A 20,923-nucleotide genomic window follows, 5' to 3' on the forward strand; every position below is an offset into this window, starting at 1 on the left:
CTGGCCGCGCCGCCGTATTTTGTCGCTTTGTACCGCGGGTTGCGGCGATTCGATAATCATTTGTCACGTGTTTCATGAGCCTCCAGGCCATGTTGACGTTTACAATACATGGATGAATACGCTACTTGCAGGCATAGATTTCAGCGCGCCCTCGCACGAGGTGGCGCGCCAGCTGATCGGCGTGACCTTGCTGGTCGACGGCGTCGGCGGGCGCATCGTCGAGACCGAGGCCTACGACGGCACCGAGCCGGCCGCCCACACCTTCAACGGGCCGACCCCGCGCAATTTCTCGATGTTCGGGCCGCCCGGACGCAGCTATGTGTACCGCTCGCACGGCCTGCATTGGTGTTTGAATTTTGTCTGCCGCGAGGAGGGCCACGGCGCCGGGGTGCTGATCCGCGCGCTGGAGCCGGTGGCCGGGCTGGAGTTGATGCGCGAGCGGCGCGGCCTGGACGACGAGCGGCTGCTGTGCTCGGGACCGGGGCGGCTGTGCCAGGCGCTGGGCGTGACGCGTTCCCTGAACAACTGGCCGCTGGACGCGCCGCCGTTCGAGCTGCAGCCGCGCGACCATGCGCCGAAGATTGCGTTGGAAGTGCTAGCCGGCCCGCGCATCGGCATTTCCAAAGCCGTGGACCTGCCGTGGCGCTTCGTGCAGGCCGGCTCGCGCTTTTTGAGCAAGCCCATGCGTTGAAGTCGGGGCCGGCGCCAGCTTGAACACCGACACCGCCTCGGACAGGTGGCTGGCCTGATCCTGCAGGCTGGCCGCCGCCGCTGCGGCCTGCTCGACCAGCGCGGCGTTCTGCTGCGTCATGTCGTCCATCTGCCCGACCGCCTGGTTGACCTCGGCGATGCCCTGCGCCTGCTCGGCGCTGGCCTCGCTGATGCGGGCGATGATGTCGTTCACCTGGCGCACCGAGGCGACGATGTCGTCCATGCGTTCGCCGGCCTGCTGCACCGAGGCGCTGCCGCTGTCGATGGTGGAGACCGAGGCCGCGATCAGCGCCTTGATTTCCCTGGCCGCGGCGGCCGAGCGTTGCGCCAGCGTGCGTACTTCCGAGGCCACCACGGCGAAACCGCGTCCCTGCTCGCCGGCGCGCGCCGCCTCCACCGCCGCGTTCAGCGCCAGGATATTGGTCTGGAACGAGATGCCGTCGATGACGCCGATGATGTCGACGATCTGGCGCGAGCTGGCGCGGATCGAGGCCATCGTCCGCACCGCCTGCTGCACCGCCGTGCCGCCGTGCTGCGCCAGCTCGGAGGCGCCGGCCGCCAGGGTGCAGGCCTGGCGCGCGTTGGCGGCGTTCTGCTGCACCGCCTGCGTCAGGCTGTCCATCGCGCTGGCGGTCTGCTCCAGCGAGCTGGCCTGCATCTCGGTGCGGGTCGACAGGTCGAGGTTGCCGCTGGCGATTTCGTGGGCGGCGGTGTCGATCGAGCGCACCGAAGTCATGATGGCGGTCAGCGTCTGCGTCAGGTTGTGCATGGTCTGGTCCAGCATGCGGGCGGTGTCGGCGATCTCGTCGCGGCCGTCGTTGCGCCGGCCGGCGCCGAGGCGGCCGGCGGCCAGCGCCACCACCACGTCGGCGATGGCGCGGATGTCGCGCAGCATGGCGCCGCGCACCGCCATCGTCACGCCGATCGACAGCGCGATCGACAGCAGCACCATGACCGCCATGGTCGTGCTCAGCGCGTGGAACTCGGCCTTGGCGCGCGCGTGCGCCTGTTCGCTGTAGCGCTTTTCCAGCGCCGACAACTGCGCCAGCTGTTCGTTCAGCAGCAGGAATTGTTTTTCCGCGCGCGCCATCGAGTTGGTGGCGATGCTCTGGTCCATCTGCGCCATGTCCATGGTTTCCAGCACGGCCTTGCGGTAGGCGTTCAGCGACAGCAGCGACTGCCCGACGATCTTGCGTTCGTCGTCGGTATCGGCGGCAGGATCTGCCGCGGCATCGGCCAGCTGGCGCAGCTGGGTCTCGATATTGGCGTGGGCGGTCTTGATCTGCCGGCTCAGCGCGTCGAGCCGCGCCTGCGCGAAGCTGCCGTTGACCCAGGCCAGCAGCTGGTAGATGTGGGCGTGGGCGTAGCGGGCGTCGCCGGAGACGTCGGCCGCGATCTTCAGGCGCGCGGCGCGCACCTGCACCAGGTTTTCCAACGAGGCGTTTTGTCGCACCATGCCGTAGTAAGAGGCGGCGGCCGTCACGATCAGCAGCAGCAGCACCAGGCACGGCGCCAGCAGCAGTTTGGGACCGATACGCAGTTTCTTCAGCATGATGCGCTCCCGCTATTTTTTGTAGATGCCCGCTTCCAGCACCGCATCGCCGACGCGCAGGATGTAGGTGGTCTTGGCTTCGAGCTTGCCGCTGGTGGGGTTCTTGTACATGTAGTCGACCCAGCCGTGGCCCTTCCTGGCGGCCAGCTCGATGATCTCGCGGCGGTATTTCTTGCCGTTGGCGTCGGGCACGTCAGTCAGGTCCTTGCCGACGATGGACGGATTGATCGGGTGCGCCAGCACGATGCCGGTGTTGATGTCGCGCAGGTCGACATACAGCGAGCCCTGGACATAGTCGGGGTCCTTGGCGCTGATCTTCTTCATCATCTCTTCCTTGCCGTGCGCCTTGATGAAGGCGGCGCCTTTCTCGGCCATGGCGATGGCGTCTTTTTCGGTCGGCTCGGCGGCGCGGGCGGGCAGGCACAGCGCGGCGGCGGCCAGGGTGGCGGCGATCAGTCTCATGACGTTTCCTCGATGGTGGCGGGCGGGATTGCTTCGATGAACTGTACGCCGGCGGGGGCGCGGCGAATTGCGGTGTCGCAAGTTCTGGCCGTGTGGCAACGTCGGATGCGGTCTGCATCAATGCAAAATATCTTTCCATGCGTCAGTTGATTTGCGGCAATCGAACGGTGGGGCGCGGGGCCTAGCATGCAGTTTCCGCCACCTCACTGCGATAGGAACCCGCGATGACCACTACTCCGATTTCGTCCTGGAATGCCGCCGGCGCACAGGCGCCCAAGTTCAAGCCGTTCATCCGCCAGACCATCCCCAACTCGCGCCAATGGGAGTGGATCCCGCGCGACCTGCAGGAGGCGGTGCAGGTGGTGTCGCACGTGCTGCCGTTCCGCACCAATGAATATGTGCTCGACCACCTGATCGACTGGAACAACATCCCCGACGATCCGATCTACCGCCTGACCTTTCCCCACCGCGACATGCTGGCGCCGGACGACTACGCGCAGCTGCGCGAGCTGGTGCTGGGCCGAGCCAACCAGGCCGCGCTGGTGGAGCTGGTGCGCAAGATCCGCATGCGCATGAATCCCCATCCGGCCGGGCAGATGACGCACAACGTGCCGCGCGTGAACGACGCGCCGCTCAAGGGCCTGCAGCACAAGTACAAGGAGACGGTGCTGTTCTTCCCCAGCGCGGGGCAGACCTGCCACGCCTACTGCACCTTCTGCTTCCGCTGGCCGCAGTTCGTCGGCATGGACGACATGAAGTTCGACGCCAAGGAGTCGCACGAGCTGGCGTCCTACCTGAAGATGCACCCGGAGGTGACCGACGTGCTGATCACCGGCGGCGATCCGCTGATCATGAACACGCGCTCGCTGGAGGCCTACATCGAACCGCTGCTGGTGCCGGAGCTGGCGCATATCCAGAACATCCGCATCGGCACCAAGTCGGTGGCGTACTGGCCGCAGCGCTTCGTCTCGGACCGCGACGCCGACGACTTGCTGCGGCTGTTCGAGCGCGTGGTCTCCAGCGGCAAGAACATGGCGATCATGGGCCACTACAACCACGCGATCGAACTGCGGCCGGAGATCGCGCAGCAGGCGGTCAAGCGCATCGTCGGCACCGGCGCCACCCTGCGCATGCAGGGGCCGCTGATACGGCATATCAACGAAGATCCGAAAAGCTGGGCGGAACTGTGGCAGACCGGCGTGCGGCTGGGCGCCATTCCCTACTATATGTTCGTCGAGCGCGACACCGGGCCGCGCGAGTATTTCCAGCTGCCGCTGGCGCGCGCGCACGAGATCTTCCAGCAGGCGTACCAGATGGTGTCGGGCCTGTCGCGCACCGTGCGCGGGCCGTCGATGAGCGCCTTCCCGGGCAAGGTGGTGATCGACGGTGTCGTCACCATCGCCGGCGAGAAGCTGTTCGCGCTGCAGTTCCTGCAGGCGCGCAATCCGGACTGGGTGCGCAGGCCGTTCTACGCGAAATTCGATCCGCAGGCGACCTGGATGGACGAGTTGAAGCCGGCCTTCGGCAAGGACAAGTTCTTCTTCGAGGAGGAGGGCGGCAGCCGCAGCGAGTTCGGCGCCGAGCCGCCGGGCCAGCGCAAGGTGATCCCGCTGATCTCGGCGCGCCAGGAAGAGGCCATGCGCGCCGGGGCCGCCGCCGAATGCGGTTCGCACACGGCCGCCTAGGGGAACGCGATGACGGCGCCGCCCCCCAGACTGTCCGGCCGCGCCGTGTTCGTGCTGGTGTTCCTGCCGTTCGCGCTGGGGCATTATCTGTCGAGCCTGATGCGCACCGTGAACGCGACGCTGGCGCCGCAGCTGGTGGCGGCGCTGTCGCTGACGCCCGGCCAGCTTGGCCTGCTGACCAGCGCCTACTTCTTTTCGTTCGCGCTGGTACAGCTGCCGGTGGGCATGGCGCTGGACCGCTGGGGGCCGGCCAGGGTGCAGCTGCCGATGCTGATGCTGGCCGCCGCCGGCGCGCTGGCCTTCGCGGGCGGCCATGATTTCGCCCAGCTGCTGCTGGCGCGCGCGCTGATCGGGCTGGGACTGGGCGGCTGCTTCATGTCGGCGGTGAAGGCGATCTCGACCTGGATCGCGCCGGCGCGGCTGCCGTCGGTGCAGGGCTACCTGATCGCGGTGGGCGGCCTGGGCGCGGCCTCGGCCACCCTCCCGGTACGGCTGGCGCTGCGCTACACCGACTGGCGCGGGCTGTTCGTCTGGCTGGCGGCGGCTGCGGCCGGCACCGGGCTGCTGATCCGGCTGCTGGCGCCGGCCCACCCCCAAACCGGAACGTGGCGGCCGGCAACGCTGGCGGCGATGCGCGAGGTGGTCTGCCATCCGGCCTTCCGCGAGGCGGCGCAGCTGGTGGTGGTGCCGCACACGGTGTTCTTCGGCATGCAGGGCTTGTGGATCAGCCGCTGGCTGGCCGACGTCGCGCACTTTTCCGAGGAGGCGGTGGCCTACCTGCTGTACCTGGGCATGGCGGCGATCATCTTCGGCGCCATCGCGGTCGGCATGATCACCGAGTGGGCCGGCCGGCGCGGCGTGCGGCCGCTCAGCGTGGCGGCGGCCGGCGTGGCGCTGTTCATCGTGGTGCAGCTGGGTTTCGTCTGCAACTGGGCGCCCAGCTACCAGCTGTTGTCGGTGTTGTTTACGCTGGTCGGCACGGTGACCGGCATCGAATACGCGATCGTCGCGCAAAGCCTGCCCGGCGCGCTGACGGGACGCGGCGCCACCTGCCTGAACCTGATGATCTTCCTCGGCGCGTTCGCGGTGCAGGCGGGCTTCGGCGCGCTGGTCGGCTGCTGGCGGCCGAACATCATGCAACAGTATCCGGCGCAGGCCTACCGGATCGCGTTCGCGGTGCTGGTGTTGTTGCAAATGCCGGGGCTGCTGTTTTTCCTGCGCCGGCGCTGGGGACGGGCGGCACATTCCGGTAAAATGGAACTCCAATCCGGCAGCCCGGCGATCAGCCCTCGAATGCGCGATGACTACTTATCAAAACGTTTTTAGCACCCTGCCGCAGACCTGGCAGGACTGGATCATGGAAAACCTGGCGCGCGCCTGCAGCCCGCTCGATATGGCCAACAGCATGGCGCGCTCGGGGCAGCACAGCATGGCGGTGGCCCGCGCGGCCATCGACGAGGCGCTGGCGCTGCGTGCGCGCGGCATCGACAGCGCCGGCGCAGGTTCGGCCCATGCGCCGGCGCCGGCCAGCGCCTTCGAGGCGCCGCAGGAGATGCCCTACATCGACGTCAGCCGCAACCTGGTGGCGGCGCCGGACCGCGAGGTCGAGGTGCTGTTCGTGCTCAAGCAGCCGCAGGTCATCCTGCTGGGGAATGTGCTCAGCGACGAGGAGTGCGACGCCATCGTCTCCCATTGCGGCGGGCGCTACACGCGCTCGACGGTGACCGCCGAAGCGGACGGCGCCAGCGTGGTGCACGAGGGCCGCACCAGCGAGATGGCCTTCATCCAGCGCGGCGAGGCCGAGGTGGCCGAGCGCATCGACCGCCGGCTGGCGGCGCTGGCGCACTGGTCGCCCGAGTGCAGCGAGCCGTTCCAGCTGCAGAAATACGGCAAGACGCAGGAGTACCGGCCGCACTACGACTGGCTCGATCCGGACAGCGCCGGCCATCGCAGCCACCTGGCGCGCGGCGGCCAGCGGCTGGCCACGTTCATCCTGTACCTGTGCGATGTGGACCAGGGCGGCGGCACGGTGTTCCCCGGCATCGGGCTCGAAGTGTTCCCGAAAAAGGGCAACGCGCTGTGGTTCCTGAACACCGACGCCAACCACCAGCCGGACAAGCAAACCCTGCACGGCGGGGCGCCGGTGGTCAGCGGCACCAAGATCATCGCCAACAAATGGCTGAGGCAGGGACGCTACGGTTAAAATAGCAGCGACTTTTTAACCTAGGAATCCCATGAGACTCGTGCGCTACGGCCGTCCCGGCAAAGAAAAACCAGGCTTGATCGACGATGAAGGCAAGCTGCGCGACCTGTCCGGCGTGATCGCCGACATCGACGCCGAACAGCTGGCGCCCAAGGCGCTGCGCAAGCTGGAGAAGATCGCCCATGCGTCGCTGCCGCTGGTGCGCGGCAATCCGCGCTACGGCGTGCCGCTGGCGAAGGTCGGCAAATTCATCGGCATCGGCCTCAATTATTCGGACCACGCGGCCGAAACGGGCATGCCGATACCGAAGGAGCCGATCGTCTTCATGAAGGCGATTTCCTGCCTGTCCGGCCCGGACGACCCGGTCGTGCTGCCGCAAGGCTCGAAGAAGACCGACTGGGAAGTGGAGCTGGGCGTGGTGATCGGCACGCGCGCGCAGTACGTCAGTGAGGCGGACGCGCTGAAGCACGTGGCCGGCTATTGCGTGGTCAACGACCTGTCTGAGCGCTCGTTCCAGCTGGAGCGCGGCCCGCAGTGGGACAAGGGCAAGGGCTGCGACACCTTCGGCCCGGTCGGCCCGTGGCTGGTGACGCAGGAAGACATCTACGACGTGCAGAAGCTGGACCTGTACCTGGAGCTGAACGGCAAGCGCATGCAGACCGGCTGCACCGACACGATGATTTTTTCGGTGGCGCAGATCGTCAGCTACCTGTCCAGGTTCATGACCCTGGAGCCGGGCGACGTCATCGCCACCGGCACGCCGCCGGGCGTGGGCCAGGGCCGCAAGCCGCAGCGCTTCCTCAAGAAGGGCGACGTCCTGCGGCTGGGCATCGCCGGCCTGGGCGAGCAGCAGCAGGAAGTCGTGGCCTGGACGGCGAAGAAATAATCACGTCACCGCGGCCAGCGCGCGGGTCAGCGAGTCGGCCAGCCGGCTGGTGATTTCGGCCAGCTCGGCCTCGGTGGCGATGAACGGCGGCGCCAGCAAAATATGGTCGCCCCGGCGGCCGTCGATGGTGCCGCCCATCGGATACACCATCAAGCCGCGCGCCATGGCCTGGTCCTTGACCGCCGCGTGCAGCTTCAGCGCCGGATCGAACGGCGCCTTGCTGGCGCGGTCCCGCACCAGCTCCAGCGCCAGCAGCATGCCGCGCCCGCGGATGTCGCCGACGTGCGGATGGGCGCCGAAGGCTTCCTTCAGCATGCGCTTGAACGACGCGCCGCGCACCGTGACGGCGCCCAGCAGGCAATCCCGTTGTATCACCTTCTGCACCGCCAGCGCGGCGGCGGCGGCCACCGGATGGCCCATGTAGGTATGGCCGTGCTGGAAGGCGCCGCTGCCGTCGCGCAGCCGCCGCACCACGTGATCGCGCGCCAGCACCGCGCCGATCGGCTGGTAGCCGGCACCCAGTCCCTTGCCCAGCACCGCCAGGTCCGGCACCACGTTCTCCTGTTCGAACGCGTACAGCGTGCCGGTGCGGCCCATGCCGCACATGACTTCATCGGCGATCAGCAGGATGCCGTACCGGTCGCACAGCGCGCGCACGCCCTTGAAGTAGCCGGGCGTCGGCGGCACGGCGCCGGCGGTGGCGCCGACCACCGTCTCGGCGACAAAGCCGATCACCCGTTCCGGCCCGGCGTCGAGGATGGCCGCCTCCAGTTCGGCCAGCAGGGCGGCGGTGTAGTCGCCCACGGTCTGGCCTTCGGCGCGGTCGCGGTATTCGTAGCAGGGCGACACGTGCGGCACGTCGATCAGCAGCGGCTCGAACGGACGGCGGCGCCATTCGTTGCCGCCGATGGCCAGCGCGCCCAGCGTGTTGCCGTGGTAGCTCTGGCGGCGGGCGATGAACACGCTGCGTTCCATCTGGCCGGCTTCCACGTGGTACTGGCGCGCCAGCTTGAGGGCGGTCTCCATCGCTTCCGAGCCGCCGGAGACCAGGTAGACGTGATCGAGGTCGCCGGGAGCGTCGTTGGCCAGGCGCGCCGCCAGTTCCTCGGCCGCCTCGGAGCTGAAGAAGGCGGTGTGGGCGTAGGCATTGCGGTCGATCTGCGCGTGCATCGCCGCCAGCACGTCCGGGTGGCCGTGGCCAAGCGAGGAGACGGCGGCGCCGCCGCTGGCGTCGAGGTAGCTGTTGCCGCGGCTGTCGCGCACGGTCAGGCCGGAGGCGCTGACGGCGACCGGCGGCGGGCGGCGCAGGTTGCGATGGATGAGATGACTCATGGCGTCCTTTCTGTCGAAGGTTGGAGGTGACCCAGAGCAGACAATAGCCGCGATCGTCTTGTGTTCCATTGATCTATGCCGCAACATGAGCGAATAATCTTGAGGATGCTTGCCATGACCGATCGTTTGGGGCCTATTCCCTTTGCAGAAATGAGCGCCAGCCAGCAGGTGGCGGCGCAAGCCGTCATCGACGGGCCGCGCGGCGCGCTGTACGGGCCGTTCGTGCCGTTGATCCGCAGTCCGGAGCTGATGGCGGCGGCCCAACGCATGGGCGAGTACCTGCGCTACCGCAGCGCGATCGGCACTCGGCTGACGGAGCTGGCTATTTTAGTGACGGCGCGACAGTGGAGCCAGCAGGTGGAATGGGCGATCCACGAACCGATCGCGCGCGACTACGGCATCGCCGACGGGGTGATCGCGGCGATCGCGGCGCGGCGGCCGCCGCAGGGCATGCTGGACGACGAGGCGCTGGTGTACGAGTTCTGCATCCAGCTGCACGAGAAGCAGCGGGTGGACGACGCGACCTACGCGGCGGCGCTGGCCGCCTTCGGCGAACACGGCGTGGTGGACCTGATGGGCATCAACGGCTACTACACCTTCCTGGCGATGGTGATGAACGCGGCGCAGACGGCGGTACCGTCCTCCCCGGCCGCGCCGCTGCCGTAAAAACAACCGGGGGTTAGGCCAGCACTTTTTTCAGCCAGGCGCTGATGTGGTCGACTTCTTCCTGGCACAGCGAGTGCTGCATCGGGTAGTCGTGCCATTCGACTTGGTAGCCCCATTGCTGCAGCAGGTCGCGCGACTGTTCGGCGCGGGCCACCGGGATCACCGGGTCCATGCGGCCGTGCACCATGAAGACCGGCGTGGCCAGGCTTTCCGGCGTGTGCTCGGCGGCGGCCTTGGCGGCGATCGGCACGTAGCCCGACAAACACATCAGGCCGGCCAGCTTTTCCTTCTGGCGCAGGCCCGTCTGCAGGGTCATCGCGCAGCCCTGTGAGAAGCCGGCCAGGATGATGCGTTCGGCCGGGATGCCGCGTGCCTTTTCGCGTTCGATCAGCGCTTCAACCTTGGCCTGCGAGGCTCGCAGGCCGGCTTCGTCTTCCTGGCGGCCCAGGTCGGTGGCGACGATGTCGTACCAGGCGCGCATCACGTAGCCGCCGTTGATCGTCACCGGCATCGTGTCGGCGTTGGGGAAGATGAAGCGGATAGCCGGCAGGCCGGCCAGGTCCAGCTCGTGCAGCATGGGTACGAAGTCGTTGGCGTCGGCGCCCAGGCCGTGCATCCAGATGATGGCCACGGTCGGGTTGGCGCCGGTTTCTTTTTCGATGGTTTGCAGCAGGGTGCTCATGGGCGTCCTCAGGGTTGGGGGCGTAGCGCGGATTTGGGGCGGAAGGCCTTGCACACGGCGGCGTCGGTTTCCATGTACGGACCGCCGATCAGGTCGACGCAATAAGGCACGGCGGCGAAGATGCCGCCCACCAAGGTGGCGCCGGCGGCGTCCTTCAGGCCGCCCAGCGTCTCGGCGATGGCCTTCGGCTGGCCCGGCAGGTTCAGGATCAGCGCGGCGTGGTCGGGCGTCTCGCGGATCACGGCGGTCTGGCGCGACAGGATCGCGGTCGGCACGAAATGCAGGCTGATCTGGCGCATCTGCTCGCCGAAGCCGGGCATCTCCTTGGTGCCGACGGCGCGCGTGGCTTCCGGCGTGACGTCGCGGCGCGACGGGCCGGTGCCGCCGGTGGTCAGCACCAGGTGGCAGCGGACAGCGTCGACCAGTTCGGTCAGCGTGGCTTCGATTTGCGGGCGTTCGTCGGCGATCAGCCGGGTTTCCAGGCGATAGGGCGTGGTCAGCGCGCGCGCCAGCCAATCTTCCAGCGCGGGGATGCCCTGGTCCTGGTAGACGCCGCCGCTGGCGCGGTCGGAGATCGACACCAGGCCGATGACCAGGGTGTCGGCGGCGTTACTGGTCAAGTTACTCGTCATCGGACTCGCTGTCGTCGTCGTCGTCGCCTTCGTCGGCGGCTGGCTTGCCCTTCTTGGACTCGATCTGCTTGAGCAGCTGGAAGATTTCGCGATAAGCCTTCGGCGGCTTGTTCTCGGCCTGCTCCTTGCGGGCGTTGCGGATCAGGGTGCGCAGGTGCTGCACGTCCAGTTCCGGATTTTCGGCCAGCAAGGTGGTCAGCGCCTTGTCGTCGGTCAGCAGCTTGTCGCGGCGGCGTTCCAGCGCGTGCATCGCGGCCGTCTCGGACTTGGACGCGCCCTTCCAGCTGTCGATGGCTTGCTGGATCACGGCCACTTCGGTTTCGTCCAGGGTACGCATCTTCTTGCCGACGAATTGCAGCGCGCGGCGCCGGCCCTCGTGGTTGGTGATCACCTGGCAGGCGAGGATGGCTTCGAGCACATCCTCCGGCATCGGCACGCGCTTGACGCGGTCGCGCGGCGCTTCGACCAGGGTTTCCCCCATTTTTTGCAGGGCGTCGGACTGGCGCTTGAGCTCGGATTTGGAAGGACGTTCGTACTCTTGCTCGAATTCGGTCGAGCTGAAGCCCACGCCGCCGCTGCCGCGATTGGGATTTACCATAATATTAACTCTCTGTCAGGAGCGTGGCCGCCCCTGTAAACTGTAAACGACTGCTATGATACCTGTTTTAGCGGCCACCCGAAGATTACAGCCCATGAGCGATACCCATTTTACCCATACCCAGGACCAGTTGAAGCAGCTCGCACGCGATGTGCTGGCGTTTGCCAAGGAGCAAGGCGGCACCGATTGCGCCGTCGAAATCAGCGAGGGCAGCGGGCTGTCGGTGTCTGTGCGCAAGAGCAAGATCGAGACCATCGAGCAGAACAAGGACAAGGGCATGGGGGTGACGGTGTTCATCGGCCAGCGCCGCGGCAACGCCAGCACCTCGGACTTTTCACAGGCGGCGCTGAAGGCGACCGTGGAGGCGGCCTACAACATCGCCCGCTTCACCGCCGACGACGACTGCGCCGGCCTGGCCGACGCCGACCAGCTGGAGCCGGCGCCGCGCGACCTGAAGCTGTTTTATCCGTGGGACATCTCGACCGCCGACGCGGTGGCGCTGGCCCAGCGCGCCGAGTCGGCCGGTTTCGACGTCGATCCGCGCGTGACCAATTCCGAGGGCGCCGGCGTGCACGTGCAGCAGTCGCACTTCGTCGCGGCCAACTCGCGCGGCTTCATCGGCGGCTATCCGTATTCGCGCCACACGCTGTCGGTGGCGATGATCGCCGGCAAGGGCGCCAAGATGCAGCGCGACGACTGGTACACCTCGGTGCGCGACGCCAAGAAGATGTCGTCGCCGGAAGCGATCGGGCGCTACGCGGCCGAGCGCGCGCTGGCCCGCCTGAACGCGCGCACCATCGACACCCGCACCTGCCCGGTGCTGTTCGAGGCGCCGCTGGCGGCCGGCCTGCTGGGCGCCTTCGTGCAAGCGACGTCGGGCGGAGCGCTGTACCGCAAGTCCAGCTTCCTGCTCGATTCGCTGGGCAAGCAGGTGCTGCCGAAACATATCCAGATCAAGGAAGACCCGCACGTGGTCGGCGGCGTCGGTTCGGCGCCGTTCGACGAGGAAGGCGTGCGCACCGTCAAGCGCGACGTGGTCAAGGACGGCGTGGTGCAGGGCTATTTCCTGTCGACGTATTCGGCGCGCAAGCTGGGCATGCAGACCACCGGCAACGCCGGCGGCTCGCACAACCTGTCGCTGACGTCGTCGCTGACGAAGAAGGGCGACGACTTCGCGGCCATGCTGCGCAAGATGGGCACCGGCCTGCTGGTGACGGAACTGATGGGCCAGGGCACCAACTACGTGACCGGCGACTACTCGCGCGGCGCCTCGGGCTACTGGGTCGAGAACGGCGTGATCCAGTATCCGGTGGAGGAGATCACCATCGCCGGCAACATGAAGGACATGCTGGCGCAGATCGTCGCGGTGGGCGCGGACGTGCTGGTGCGCGGCACCAAGCAGACCGGCTCGATCCTGATCGAGAACATGGTGGTGGCGGGCGGCTGAGCGCTGTCTGTTGCACTTTGCCGACGGCCGCCCTGTGCGGCCGTTTTTGTCTTACACTGTGGCGACTATAACAACAGTGGAGACTTACCATGCAGCGTCGTTCCTTTCTGAAAAAGGCCGCCACCGGCGCCGGTGTGGCCGCGGTGGCCGCGCCCGCGCTGGCGGCCGATCTGCCGACCATCAACTGGCGGCTGGCCTCAAGCTTCCCCAAATCGCTGGACACGATCTTCTCGGCGTCCGATACGCTGACCAAGCGCGTCGCCCAGCTGACCGGCGGCAAGTTCAACATCCGCGTGTTCGCGGCCGGCGAAATCGTGCCCGGCCTGCAGGTGCTCGACGCGGTGCAGGCCGGCACCGTCGAGATGGGCCATAGCGCCTCCTACTATTACTTCGGCAAGGACCCGGCCTTCGCCTTCGATTGCGCGGTGCCGTTCGGGCTGACGTCGCGCCAGCACACGGCGTGGTTCGACCAGGGCGGCGGACGCGAATTGATGCGCGAGTTCTTCAAGGGCTATGGCGTGGTCAACTTCCTCGGCGGGAATTCCGGCACGCAGATGGGCGGCTGGTTCCGCAAGGAGATCAAGTCGGTGGCCGACCTGAAAGGCCTGAAGATGCGCATCGCCGGTTTCGCCGGGCGGGTGATGGAGCGCCTCGGCGTGGTGCCGCAGCAGCTGGCCGGCGGCGACATCTATCCGGCGCTGGAAAAGGGCACCATCGACGCGGCCGAATGGGTCGGACCGTACGACGACGAGAAGCTGGGCTTCAACAAGGTGGCGCCGTACTACTACGCGCCGGGCTGGTGGGAGGCGTCGGCGTCGTTCTCGTTCTACGTCGGCATCAAGGAGTGGGAGAAGCTGCCCAAGGAGTACCAGGCGGCGATCGAGGTGGCCACGTACGAGGCGCATGTGGTGATGCAGGCCGAGTACGACGCGAAGAATCCGGCCGCGCTGGCGCGGCTGCTGAAGAACGGCGTGAAGCTGCGTAACTTCCCCAAGGATACGATGGACGCCTGCTACGCGGCGGCCACCGCGGTCATGGACGAGGAGGCGGCGCGCAATCCGAAGTTCAAGAAGATTTATGAACCTTGGAAGAGGTTCCGCCAGGATCAGAATCAGTGGGCGTCGGTGGCCGAGGCGACCATGCAGAACTATCTGATCAGCGCCGGGCGGAACGCGAAGTAAAGCCCGCCTACTCCCGCTTGCAGAGCGCGCTGGACGGCAGTCCGCAGGCGATCAGGCGGCCGACGCCGGGATTGTTCAGGTAGTCCAGGTGGGCGTAGTCGGGCCGCTCCAGCAGGCCGAGATAGGTGGGCGCGTTGGAGACCAGGATGTTGTAGACGGTAACTCCCTCGCGCGCATACTTGTCGGTCTGCAGCGTGTACGACAGCAGGTCGTTGGGATCGCTGAGCGCCACCAGCGTCAGGTGCTGGTCGGCGCCGGCGCGGGGTCGCGCCGTCAGCCGCTTTTGCAACAGCCGCTGCAGGCTGTCGGGCGGAGCAGACAGCGACAATCCCGGCGCGGCTATCGACTGGTCGGCCAGCGACAGCAGCGGAATCTGATTGGCCGCCATCACCAGAAAACGCAGGCGGTCGACCGCCCGCTGCGCGACCAGCGCCGGCCGCGAGCCGGGCGCCTCCTCGGTCATGCGCAGCAGGGTATCGAACAGGATCTTGCTGCCCATGCTGTGCGAGATCACCACCAGCGGCACCTCCGGCACGCCGTCGCCGTCCGCCAGCACCTGCAGGATGGCATCGCGCATGCGGCGCTGGATCTCGTCGCGGGCCACGCCCTGGTAGATCAGCGCGTCGGGCAGGCAATCGTCGATCAAGCCATCCTTGAACCGGGCATTGAGCCGCGCGCGCTGCGGCGTGTAGGGCGGCGCGCCTTCGCAGATGGCGGACTTGCCGCGCTGGTCGTAGCACAGCTGGCGCTTGAGCGGCGTGGTCAGCGGCGACCAGATCAGCGCATCGAAGCGCAGCCGTCCTGTTGGCGTCTCGACCGTTGCCGGCACGATCTGGATCTGCGGGCCGCCGTCGGCGCGCGCCACGGCCGGCGCCGACGTGGTGGCCGCGGTGACGGCCTGCATCAATTGCCCGACCACCTCGCCGGCCCAGCTGGCGTCGTGGGTGCAGATGCCGTGCACCAACAGCACGTCGGCGCGCTTGCCGCCGGACTGCGCGGCCAGGTCGGCCAGTCCGGGAAAGACGGCGCCGGCGTCGGCCACTTGCGGCGGACGGTAGGGCGTGGAGCAGGCGCTCAGCAGCAGGGCGAAGAACAGCAGCACGCGGCGCGCCGAGGCGCGGCTGAAAGGCCGGGAAAAAGTCAGGGTATCCATGCTGAACCTCCGGAAGCGGCGCGCGGATGCGCCGTATGAGGTCCAGTGTATTTTTCCCTGCGGCGGCGACATTGTCGCGCCGCAGGGAACGGGCTCAAGCGGTTGCTACATCAGAACTTCATCTCCACCAGCGCCCGCACCACGGCGGTGGTCGGCGTGATGGTGCCGTCGCGCAGCGTGCCGCTGGCATCGGCGTAGCTCGACTCGCTGTAGTTGTCCTGGTGCAGCGCGTTGGCCAGCGCCACCCGCAGCTGGTTCTTGGGATTGAACTTCCACAGCCCGTACAGGTCCAGCGACCGTTTCGGAATGGTGTAGGCCGACTGCTGCAGCGAGATGCGCACCGGGCCGCCGCTCTGGAAGCTGAAGCTGCCGCCCACGGTCAGCGGCAGGGTGTCGAGCTTCCAGTCGGCGCCGACGGTGCCGCTGACCGGGGTCTGCTGGTCCAGCCGGTTGTTCGGGCCCGGCACCGAGGTCAGGTCCGACCAGTTGCGCGAGACGTTGGCGCGCAGGTCCACCGCCGGCATGCCCTTCATCATCGCGCGCAGCGGCAGCTTGGCCTCCAGCTCGATGCCGCGCGTGTTGGCTATGCCGTCGTTGACCGGGCGCGACACGTAGAGGCCATTGATCAGCGCCACCTGCTGGTGCGTGATGTCCTCGATGCGGCGGACGAAGGTGCTGGCCGTCAGCAGGCCGCCGCCCGCCAGGTAGTGCTCGAACGCCAGGTCCAGGCCCCAGGCCAGTTCCGGCTTGAGCAGCGGATTGCCGGTCTGGTCCGGGCTGGTGGCGCTGTTGTTGTTGGAGGCGAAGCGGCGCGGGATCAGGCTGTTGACGCCGGGCGCCTTGTAGGTGCGCGTCAGGCCCAGGCGCAGCTGGTCGGCCTTGCTGCCGGGCAGTTTCCACAGCGTCTGGAACAGCGGGCTGAACACGCTGGACTTGTTGCTTACCGGCGCATAGTCGTTACCCTCGCTGGTGGTGTCTATGCCTTCCCAGCGCAGGCCGAAGTACATCGACCATTGCTGCGTCAGCGTCCACTCGTCCTGCGCGTACAGCGCCAGCCGCTTGACGTCGGCGTTGTAGCGCTGGTCCAGGTTGGCGGCCGGCGCGCCCACGGTGGAGCTCTCGCGCTGGATGCGGTCCTCGTCGCGCGCGCTGTAGCCGGCGTCCCAGCCGGCGGCCAGCGCATGGCCCTCGAACAGCGGCGTCGAATACTTGCCGGTGCTCGACCAGCCCTGGTCGGTCGACGCCGACGTGATCAGCCGCGACAGCGCCAGCACGTCGCCCGGATAGTACTGGCTGGACGGCGCCTCGGTCTGGCGGTGGTTGTAGTTGACGCCGCCCTTGAGCTCGAGCTTGGCGCCGCCGGCCAGCTTGCGGGTCCAGGTCAGGTCGCTGCGCAGCATCTCGAAGTCGCTGTCGACGTGGACCCGGGTGCCGGTGTAGCGCGGTGCCGCGCCCTGCACGGTGGCCACCTGCTCGCTGTTGTCGGCGTGGAAGCGGTTGACGTTGACGAAGCTCTGCGAGGTGACGATGTCGTTCGGCCCCAAGTTGACGTTGACGCGTGGCGACAGGTTGAGCGCCTCGAACAGGCCGCGGCTCTGTATGGCGGTCCGGCGCAGCAGGTTCTGGCTGCCGTCCGGCGCGAAGCCGGTGGTCACCACTTCAGACGGCCGGTCGAACTTGCCGTAGGTGATGCCGCCGCCGACCGCGTACGACAGCGCGCCGCGGCGGTCCGACAGCTGGAAGTTGGTGTTGGTGCCGACATGGCCGTTGTCGTCCTGCAGGCCGAGCTTGAGTTCGCGCTGGGCCGTCACGATGGCTTTCTTGAGCACGATGTTGATGCCGCCGGCGATGGCCTGGGTGCTGTACTCGGCGGTGGCCGCGCGCATCACCTCGATGCGCTCGATCATGTCCGGCGACAGCGAGTCGAGCGAGAAGCCCGGCGGCGCCGGTTCGCCGTTGAGCATGATCTGCGTGTAGCCACTGCCCAGGCCGCGCATGCGGATGTCGCCGCCGCGTCCCTGCACGCCGCCGACGGTGATGCCCGGCAGCCGCTTGAGCACCTCGGCGATGGTGGTGTCGCCGTTCTTCAGGATCTCTTCCTGCGTGACGACGATCTTGGTGGCGGTGTCGTTGCGGCGGGCGTCGTAGGTGGCCGCCGCGCCTTTGATCTCGACTTGCTGGACGGGCGCTTCGGCCGGCGGCTTCTTGTCGTCATCGGCGCGGGCGGACAGCGGGGACAGCAGCATGGGGGCCGCGGCCAGCAGGCGCAGCAGGGTAAGGGACGGGCGTTGCCGTGAATTCATGATGATCGATGCCGGTTGGGTGGTCGCACAGAAAAAAGCCCGCGTCTGGCGGGCTTTTTCCACTTCGCTGGCATGGTAATCGGAAAGTTGCTTACTTTCAATCACCTGGTTGCAGTATCAGGCCTGGGCCAGCAATTGTTGCAACACCGGCTGCAGCACCGACTTGCCCAGCTCGGCGCTGCGGGCGCCGTTCCAGCCGGTGTCCGGGTCCGGATCGTTGGCGTTGTCCTTGAACGGCATCTCCAGGGTCAGCGACAGGCAGCCGAAGGCGTGGGTGATGTGCGGCGAGCCCATGGTCAGCGTCTCGTCGGTGTACGGCGTCTCGCCGTAGCCGTACTCGTCCTGGAAGTCCGGGCTGGCGATCAGGAAGTTGTCGATGAAATATTGCTGCGCCTCGGCCTGGTCCGGCGTGAACGTCGGCAGCGACTCGCTGCCGGCCACGAACACATAGGGCAGGCCCTCGTCGCCGTGGATGTCCAGGCACAGGTCGCAGCCGGTTTCCAGCATCTTGTTTTTCACCAGGAACACTTCCGGGCTGCGCTCCATGGTCGGATTCAGCCACTCGCGGTTCAGGTTGGCGCCGGCCGCGTTGGTGCGCAGGTTGCCGCGCACCGAGCCGTCCGGGTTCATGTTCGGCACCACGTAGAACACGGCTTCCTTCAGGCACTGGCGGCCGAACGGGTTGGCCGGGTCCAGCAGGGCTTCCACCATGCCTTCGACGAACCACTCGGCCATCGTCTCGCCCGGGTGCTGGCGGGCGATGACCCACACCTTCTGCTCGGCTTCCGGATCGCCGATGACCAGCATGTTCAGGTCGCGGCCGTCGATGGTGCTGCCCAGGTCGACCAGCTTGACCAGCGGTGACAGCTGGGCGTTGTCCAGCAGCGACAGATGGCGCTCCCACGAATACGGCTCGAAATAGGCGTAGTAGACGCTGTCGTATTCCGGCGTGTGGCTGACCGTCATCACCGAGCCGTCAAAGGTGGTCGGCACGCGGAACCAGTTGTCGCGGTCGTAGCTGGCGACGGCCTGGTAATCCTTCCAGCCGTCCGGATAGGTGGCCGCGCCGGCGTTGAGGAAGCGCAGCGTCAGCGGCGTCGCCTGCGCGCCCTGCACGCGGAAATAAAACCACTGCGTGATGTCGGCGTGCGAGTCCTTGCGGATGTGGAGGTCGATGGCGGCCGGATCGTCGGCGCGGATCACCTCGATGGCGCCGGCGTCGAATTGCTGGCTGATTTTGATAGACATGGCTGAATCCCGGTAATTTCTATGTATGAGTTTGTTCGCGCTTGTGGCGCGGTGCCGACATGATACAGCCTCGCGCCCGGCGCGGCCCGATTTCAACGATTGCAAGCTTGTCAAAGTGGCTCTACACTGGCCGCAGACCAATCACCGGAGATACGCATGCAACGTCGTTCCTTCCTCAAGCATGGCACCGTCGCAGCCGGCGCCGCCACCCTCGCGGCCCCGGCGCTGGCGCAGGGCGGCCCGGCCATCAGCTGGCGCCTGGCGTCGAGCTTCCCCAAGACGCTGGACACCATCTTCGGCTCGGCCGAGCGCTTCACCAAGCGGGTGGCCGAGCTGACCGGCGGCAAGTTCGTCATCCGCCAGTTCGCCGGCGGCGAGATCGTGCCCGGCTTGCAGGTGATGGACGCGGTGCAGGCCGGCACGGTGGAGATGGGGCACACGCCGTCGTACTACTATTTCGGCAAGGACCCGACGTTCGCCTTCGACTGCGCGGTGCCGTTCGGCCTGACCTCGCGCCAGCAGACGGCGTGGATAGACCAGGGCGGTGGCCGCGAGCTGATGCGCGAATTCTTCAAGGGCTACGGCATCATCAACTTCATGGCAGGCAACACCGGCACGCAGATGGGCGGCTGGTTCCGCAAGGAGATCAAGACCTTGGCCGACATGAAGGGGCTGAAGTTCCGCATCGCCGGTTTCGCCGGCCGCGTGATGGAGCGCATGGGCGTGGTGCCGCAGCAGATCCCGGCCGGCGACGTCTACGCCGCGCTGGAGAAGGGCACCATCGACGCGGCCGAGTGGGTCGGCCCGTACGACGACGAGAAGCTCGGGCTGGTGAAAGTGGCGCCGCACTACTACGCGCCGGGCTGGTGGGAGGCCGGGCCGCAGCTGTCGTTCTACATCAACATCAAGGAATGGGACAAGCTGCCCAAGGAATACCAGGCGGCGATCGAGGCGGCCAGCTTCGAGTGCCACGTCGCCATGCAGGCCGAGTACGACGCCAAGAACCCGGCGGCGCTGGCGCGGCTGATGAAGAACGGCGCCAAGCTGCACAACTTCTCCAAGGAGATCATGGACGCCTCCTACCAGCACGCCACCGCCGTGATGGAGGAGGAAGCGGCCAAGAACGCCAAGTTCAAGAAGGTCTACGAGCCGTGGAAGAAGTTCCGCCACGACCAGAACCAATGGGCCTCGGTGGCCGAGGCGACGATGCAGAACTACCTGATCAGCATCGGCCGCAAATAAAACCCCGGATTGGTTTAGGCCAAACCGCCGAAGCGGTCGAAGAAGGCTGGCTCGGCGGCCGGGGCGGCGGCGTCCTCGCGCCGCAGCGTGGCGTCGACGTGCTGCTCGGCCGCCGCGTAGACGGCCTGGTAGATGTCGCGCGCCAGTTCGTAGGCCATGGCCCCCGGCCACGGCGTCGGCAGCAGCTCGACCGGCAGTTGCGGATCGTGCAGCTGCACGCGGCGGTAGGCGTGGATCAGCAGGGTGCGGATCACGAAGGCCTGCTGCGGCGACAACGCTTCCGCTTCCGCCTGCACCGCCGTCCGCAGCGGCTCGAACTGGGTGATGAAGCGCTGGTAGCCGTAGGCCACGCCGCTCAGGTCCCAGCCGTCGGCCACCAGGTCGCTGAGCGGGCGCGCGCTGACCTGGCGCATCGACTTGCCCTGCACCACGAATAACTTGCCCGCCACGCCCAGCCGCTTGAGCAGCTCGTCGAGCGCCGGCCCGTCGGCGGCCGGATGGCCCATGATGCCCGGCGCGATCACGCTGTAGCCCTCCCACAGCAATTCCTTGCGCACCGCGCCGCGCTCGGCCGCGTTGAGCGCGCCGTCGCCGTTGAGGATCAGTGTCCAGCTGCCGTCCCAGTGCACGTTGAGCGGCGCGTAGATGCGACGGTAGGCGTGCACGAAACGCGTCATCGCGTCCGGCGTGATCGCGTACGAGCTGCGGCGGCCGTCGCGCTGCGCGCCCAGCCAGCCCTCTTGCGCCAGCCGGAACACGGCGGTGCGCAACAGCCGGTCGTTGACGCCGAACGGCGCCAGCAGCTCGATCAGGCTGCCCAGCCACACCATGCCGCCATGCGGCACGATGGCGTCGCCGAAAATGGTCACCACCAGCGATTTCGACCGCGGCGGGTCGCTGGCCAGGAAATTCGCTATCCAGTCATTGCAATTCATGGGCT

The 20,923-nt window shown here is 67.3% G+C and carries 19 protein-coding genes; 9 read left to right on the forward strand and 10 right to left on the reverse strand.

The annotated features are described in order from the left end of the window. Window positions 1-112 precede the first annotated feature (112 nt). The gene (locus tag ACCD07_RS05755) at window positions 113-691 is read left to right on the forward strand and encodes a DNA-3-methyladenine glycosylase (RefSeq protein WP_413446761.1); all 579 of its coding nucleotides are present in this window, start codon (window positions 113-115) and stop codon (window positions 689-691) included. Here ACCD07_RS05755 and ACCD07_RS05760 read toward each other — a convergent pair. Both ACCD07_RS05760 and ACCD07_RS05765 read right to left on the reverse strand, forming a co-directional pair. Next, window positions 596-2,263, reverse strand: a complete 1,668-nt coding sequence (locus ACCD07_RS05760) for a methyl-accepting chemotaxis protein (RefSeq protein WP_413446762.1) — start codon at window positions 2,261-2,263, stop codon at window positions 596-598. The genes ACCD07_RS05755 and ACCD07_RS05760 overlap by 96 nt on opposite strands. Before the next feature lie 12 nt (window positions 2,264-2,275). After that, window positions 2,276-2,725 carry a cache domain-containing protein gene (locus tag ACCD07_RS05765; RefSeq protein WP_413446763.1) on the reverse strand — a complete coding sequence of 150 codons (450 nt, stop codon included), beginning with the start codon at window positions 2,723-2,725 and terminating at the stop codon, window positions 2,276-2,278. A gap of 224 nt (window positions 2,726-2,949) precedes the next feature. Between ACCD07_RS05765 and ACCD07_RS05770 the strand changes: the two genes are divergently transcribed. The 4 genes from ACCD07_RS05770 to ACCD07_RS05785 are packed head-to-tail and all read left to right on the forward strand — an operon-like array spanning window position 2,950 to window position 7,499. After that, window positions 2,950-4,410: a KamA family radical SAM protein gene (locus ACCD07_RS05770; RefSeq protein ID WP_413446764.1), complete on the forward strand. Its 1,461-nt coding sequence runs from the start codon at window positions 2,950-2,952 to the stop codon at window positions 4,408-4,410. Between the two features lie 9 nt (window positions 4,411-4,419). Further along, window positions 4,420-5,736: an MFS transporter gene (locus tag ACCD07_RS05775; protein ID WP_413446765.1), complete on the forward strand. Its 1,317-nt coding sequence runs from the start codon at window positions 4,420-4,422 to the stop codon at window positions 5,734-5,736. Further along, the gene (locus ACCD07_RS05780; protein WP_413446766.1) at window positions 5,711-6,613 is read left to right on the forward strand and encodes a 2OG-Fe(II) oxygenase; all 903 of its coding nucleotides are present in this window, start codon (window positions 5,711-5,713) and stop codon (window positions 6,611-6,613) included. Before ACCD07_RS05775 ends, ACCD07_RS05780 begins: the two co-directional genes overlap by 26 nt. A gap of 31 nt (window positions 6,614-6,644) precedes the next feature. Next, the gene (locus ACCD07_RS05785) at window positions 6,645-7,499 is read left to right on the forward strand and encodes a fumarylacetoacetate hydrolase family protein (protein ID WP_413446767.1); all 855 of its coding nucleotides are present in this window, start codon (window positions 6,645-6,647) and stop codon (window positions 7,497-7,499) included. Here the strand turns inward: ACCD07_RS05785 and ACCD07_RS05790 are convergent, their stop codons facing one another. Then, window positions 7,500-8,831 (reverse strand): aspartate aminotransferase family protein, encoded by a 1,332-nt coding sequence (locus tag ACCD07_RS05790; RefSeq protein WP_413446768.1) that lies wholly within the window; start codon window positions 8,829-8,831, stop codon window positions 7,500-7,502. It lies immediately after the preceding gene. 114 nt (window positions 8,832-8,945) lie between these two features. On the opposite strand from ACCD07_RS05790, the gene ACCD07_RS05795 reads away from it, so the two are divergent. Further along, entirely contained in the window at window positions 8,946-9,497 is a 552-nt protein-coding gene (locus ACCD07_RS05795) for a carboxymuconolactone decarboxylase family protein (RefSeq protein WP_176652380.1), read from the forward strand. Between the two features lie 13 nt (window positions 9,498-9,510). Here the strand turns inward: ACCD07_RS05795 and ACCD07_RS05800 are convergent, their stop codons facing one another. From ACCD07_RS05800 to yjgA, 3 genes are read right to left on the reverse strand one after another with little or no spacing between them, the layout of a single operon-like run. Next, complete coding sequence (locus ACCD07_RS05800) at window positions 9,511-10,179, reverse strand: alpha/beta hydrolase (protein WP_176652381.1); 669 nt, start codon at window positions 10,177-10,179, stop codon at window positions 9,511-9,513. Between the two features lie 8 nt (window positions 10,180-10,187). Then, window positions 10,188-10,811, reverse strand: coding sequence for a molybdopterin adenylyltransferase (gene mog / locus ACCD07_RS05805; RefSeq protein WP_413446769.1), 624 nt, complete (start codon window positions 10,809-10,811; stop codon window positions 10,188-10,190). Beyond that, window positions 10,801-11,409, reverse strand: coding sequence for a ribosome biogenesis factor YjgA (gene yjgA / locus ACCD07_RS05810; RefSeq protein ID WP_413446770.1), 609 nt, complete (start codon window positions 11,407-11,409; stop codon window positions 10,801-10,803). The genes mog and yjgA overlap by 11 nt, the downstream gene beginning before the upstream one ends. 94 nt (window positions 11,410-11,503) lie before the next feature. Here yjgA and pmbA point away from each other — a divergent pair, with 94 nt between their 5' ends. Together pmbA and ACCD07_RS05820 are read left to right on the forward strand one after the other, a co-directional pair. Further along, a complete protein-coding gene (gene pmbA, locus ACCD07_RS05815) occupies window positions 11,504-12,856 on the forward strand; it encodes a metalloprotease PmbA (protein WP_413446771.1) in 1,353 nt (450 codons plus the stop codon). A gap of 89 nt (window positions 12,857-12,945) precedes the next feature. Beyond that, window positions 12,946-14,037, forward strand: coding sequence for a TRAP transporter substrate-binding protein (locus ACCD07_RS05820; protein ID WP_413446772.1), 1,092 nt, complete (start codon window positions 12,946-12,948; stop codon window positions 14,035-14,037). Between the two features lie 7 nt (window positions 14,038-14,044). On the opposite strand, the gene ACCD07_RS05825 is transcribed toward ACCD07_RS05820, so the two are convergent. From ACCD07_RS05825 to ACCD07_RS05835, 3 genes are all read right to left on the reverse strand, one after another. Then, window positions 14,045-15,190 carry a hypothetical protein gene (locus tag ACCD07_RS05825; protein ID WP_413446773.1) on the reverse strand — a complete coding sequence of 382 codons (1,146 nt, stop codon included), beginning with the start codon at window positions 15,188-15,190 and terminating at the stop codon, window positions 14,045-14,047. A 110-nt stretch (window positions 15,191-15,300) separates the two neighbouring features. Further along, entirely contained in the window at window positions 15,301-17,493 is a 2,193-nt protein-coding gene (locus tag ACCD07_RS05830; RefSeq protein ID WP_413446774.1) for a TonB-dependent receptor plug domain-containing protein, read from the reverse strand. Window positions 17,494-17,610: 117 nt separating this feature from the next. Then, the gene (locus ACCD07_RS05835; protein ID WP_413446775.1) at window positions 17,611-18,741 is read right to left on the reverse strand and encodes a M14-type cytosolic carboxypeptidase; all 1,131 of its coding nucleotides are present in this window, start codon (window positions 18,739-18,741) and stop codon (window positions 17,611-17,613) included. 156 nt (window positions 18,742-18,897) lie between these two features. Between ACCD07_RS05835 and ACCD07_RS05840 the strand changes: the two genes are divergently transcribed. Then, window positions 18,898-19,983 (forward strand): TRAP transporter substrate-binding protein, encoded by a 1,086-nt coding sequence (locus ACCD07_RS05840; protein ID WP_176652388.1) that lies wholly within the window; start codon window positions 18,898-18,900, stop codon window positions 19,981-19,983. Window positions 19,984-19,997: 14 nt separating this feature from the next. Here the strand turns inward: ACCD07_RS05840 and paaX are convergent, their stop codons facing one another. Continuing rightward, entirely contained in the window at window positions 19,998-20,918 is a 921-nt protein-coding gene (gene paaX / locus ACCD07_RS05845) for a phenylacetic acid degradation operon negative regulatory protein PaaX (RefSeq protein WP_413446776.1), read from the reverse strand. Between the last annotated feature and the right edge of the window lie 5 nt (window positions 20,919-20,923).

It is taken from the genome of Duganella sp. Dugasp56 (assembly GCF_047304105.1).
Taxonomy (GTDB): domain Bacteria; phylum Pseudomonadota; class Gammaproteobacteria; order Burkholderiales; family Burkholderiaceae_D; genus Rugamonas; species Rugamonas hordei.

Bases quoted from the DNA above. Each gene is read 5' to 3' on its own strand.
- ACCD07_RS05800 (WP_176652381.1), bottom strand. From the start codon at position 10,179: ATGAGCACCCTGCTGCAAACCATCGAAAAAGAAACCGGCGCCAACCCG.
- ACCD07_RS05825 (WP_413446773.1), bottom strand. From the start codon at position 15,190: ATGGATACCCTGACTTTTTCCCGGCCTTTCAGCCGCGCCTCGGCGCGC.
- ACCD07_RS05795 (WP_176652380.1), top strand. From the start codon at position 8,946: ATGACCGATCGTTTGGGGCCTATTCCCTTTGCAGAAATGAGCGCCAGC.
- ACCD07_RS05840 (WP_176652388.1), top strand. From the start codon at position 18,898: ATGCAACGTCGTTCCTTCCTCAAGCATGGCACCGTCGCAGCCGGCGCC.
- ACCD07_RS05760 (WP_413446762.1), bottom strand. From the start codon at position 2,263: ATGCTGAAGAAACTGCGTATCGGTCCCAAACTGCTGCTGGCGCCGTGC.
- ACCD07_RS05755 (WP_413446761.1), top strand. From the start codon at position 113: ATGAATACGCTACTTGCAGGCATAGATTTCAGCGCGCCCTCGCACGAG.
- mog (WP_413446769.1), bottom strand. From the start codon at position 10,811: ATGACGAGTAACTTGACCAGTAACGCCGCCGACACCCTGGTCATCGGC.
- ACCD07_RS05765 (WP_413446763.1), bottom strand. From the start codon at position 2,725: ATGAGACTGATCGCCGCCACCCTGGCCGCCGCCGCGCTGTGCCTGCCC.
- ACCD07_RS05770 (WP_413446764.1), top strand. From the start codon at position 2,950: ATGACCACTACTCCGATTTCGTCCTGGAATGCCGCCGGCGCACAGGCG.
- pmbA (WP_413446771.1), top strand. From the start codon at position 11,504: ATGAGCGATACCCATTTTACCCATACCCAGGACCAGTTGAAGCAGCTC.
- ACCD07_RS05785 (WP_413446767.1), top strand. From the start codon at position 6,645: ATGAGACTCGTGCGCTACGGCCGTCCCGGCAAAGAAAAACCAGGCTTG.
- ACCD07_RS05830 (WP_413446774.1), bottom strand. From the start codon at position 17,493: ATGAATTCACGGCAACGCCCGTCCCTTACCCTGCTGCGCCTGCTGGCC.
- ACCD07_RS05790 (WP_413446768.1), bottom strand. From the start codon at position 8,831: ATGAGTCATCTCATCCATCGCAACCTGCGCCGCCCGCCGCCGGTCGCC.
- ACCD07_RS05775 (WP_413446765.1), top strand. From the start codon at position 4,420: ATGACGGCGCCGCCCCCCAGACTGTCCGGCCGCGCCGTGTTCGTGCTG.
- paaX (WP_413446776.1), bottom strand. From the start codon at position 20,918: ATGAATTGCAATGACTGGATAGCGAATTTCCTGGCCAGCGACCCGCCG.
- yjgA (WP_413446770.1), bottom strand. From the start codon at position 11,409: ATGGTAAATCCCAATCGCGGCAGCGGCGGCGTGGGCTTCAGCTCGACC.
- ACCD07_RS05780 (WP_413446766.1), top strand. From the start codon at position 5,711: ATGACTACTTATCAAAACGTTTTTAGCACCCTGCCGCAGACCTGGCAG.
- ACCD07_RS05820 (WP_413446772.1), top strand. From the start codon at position 12,946: ATGCAGCGTCGTTCCTTTCTGAAAAAGGCCGCCACCGGCGCCGGTGTG.
- ACCD07_RS05835 (WP_413446775.1), bottom strand. From the start codon at position 18,741: ATGTCTATCAAAATCAGCCAGCAATTCGACGCCGGCGCCATCGAGGTG.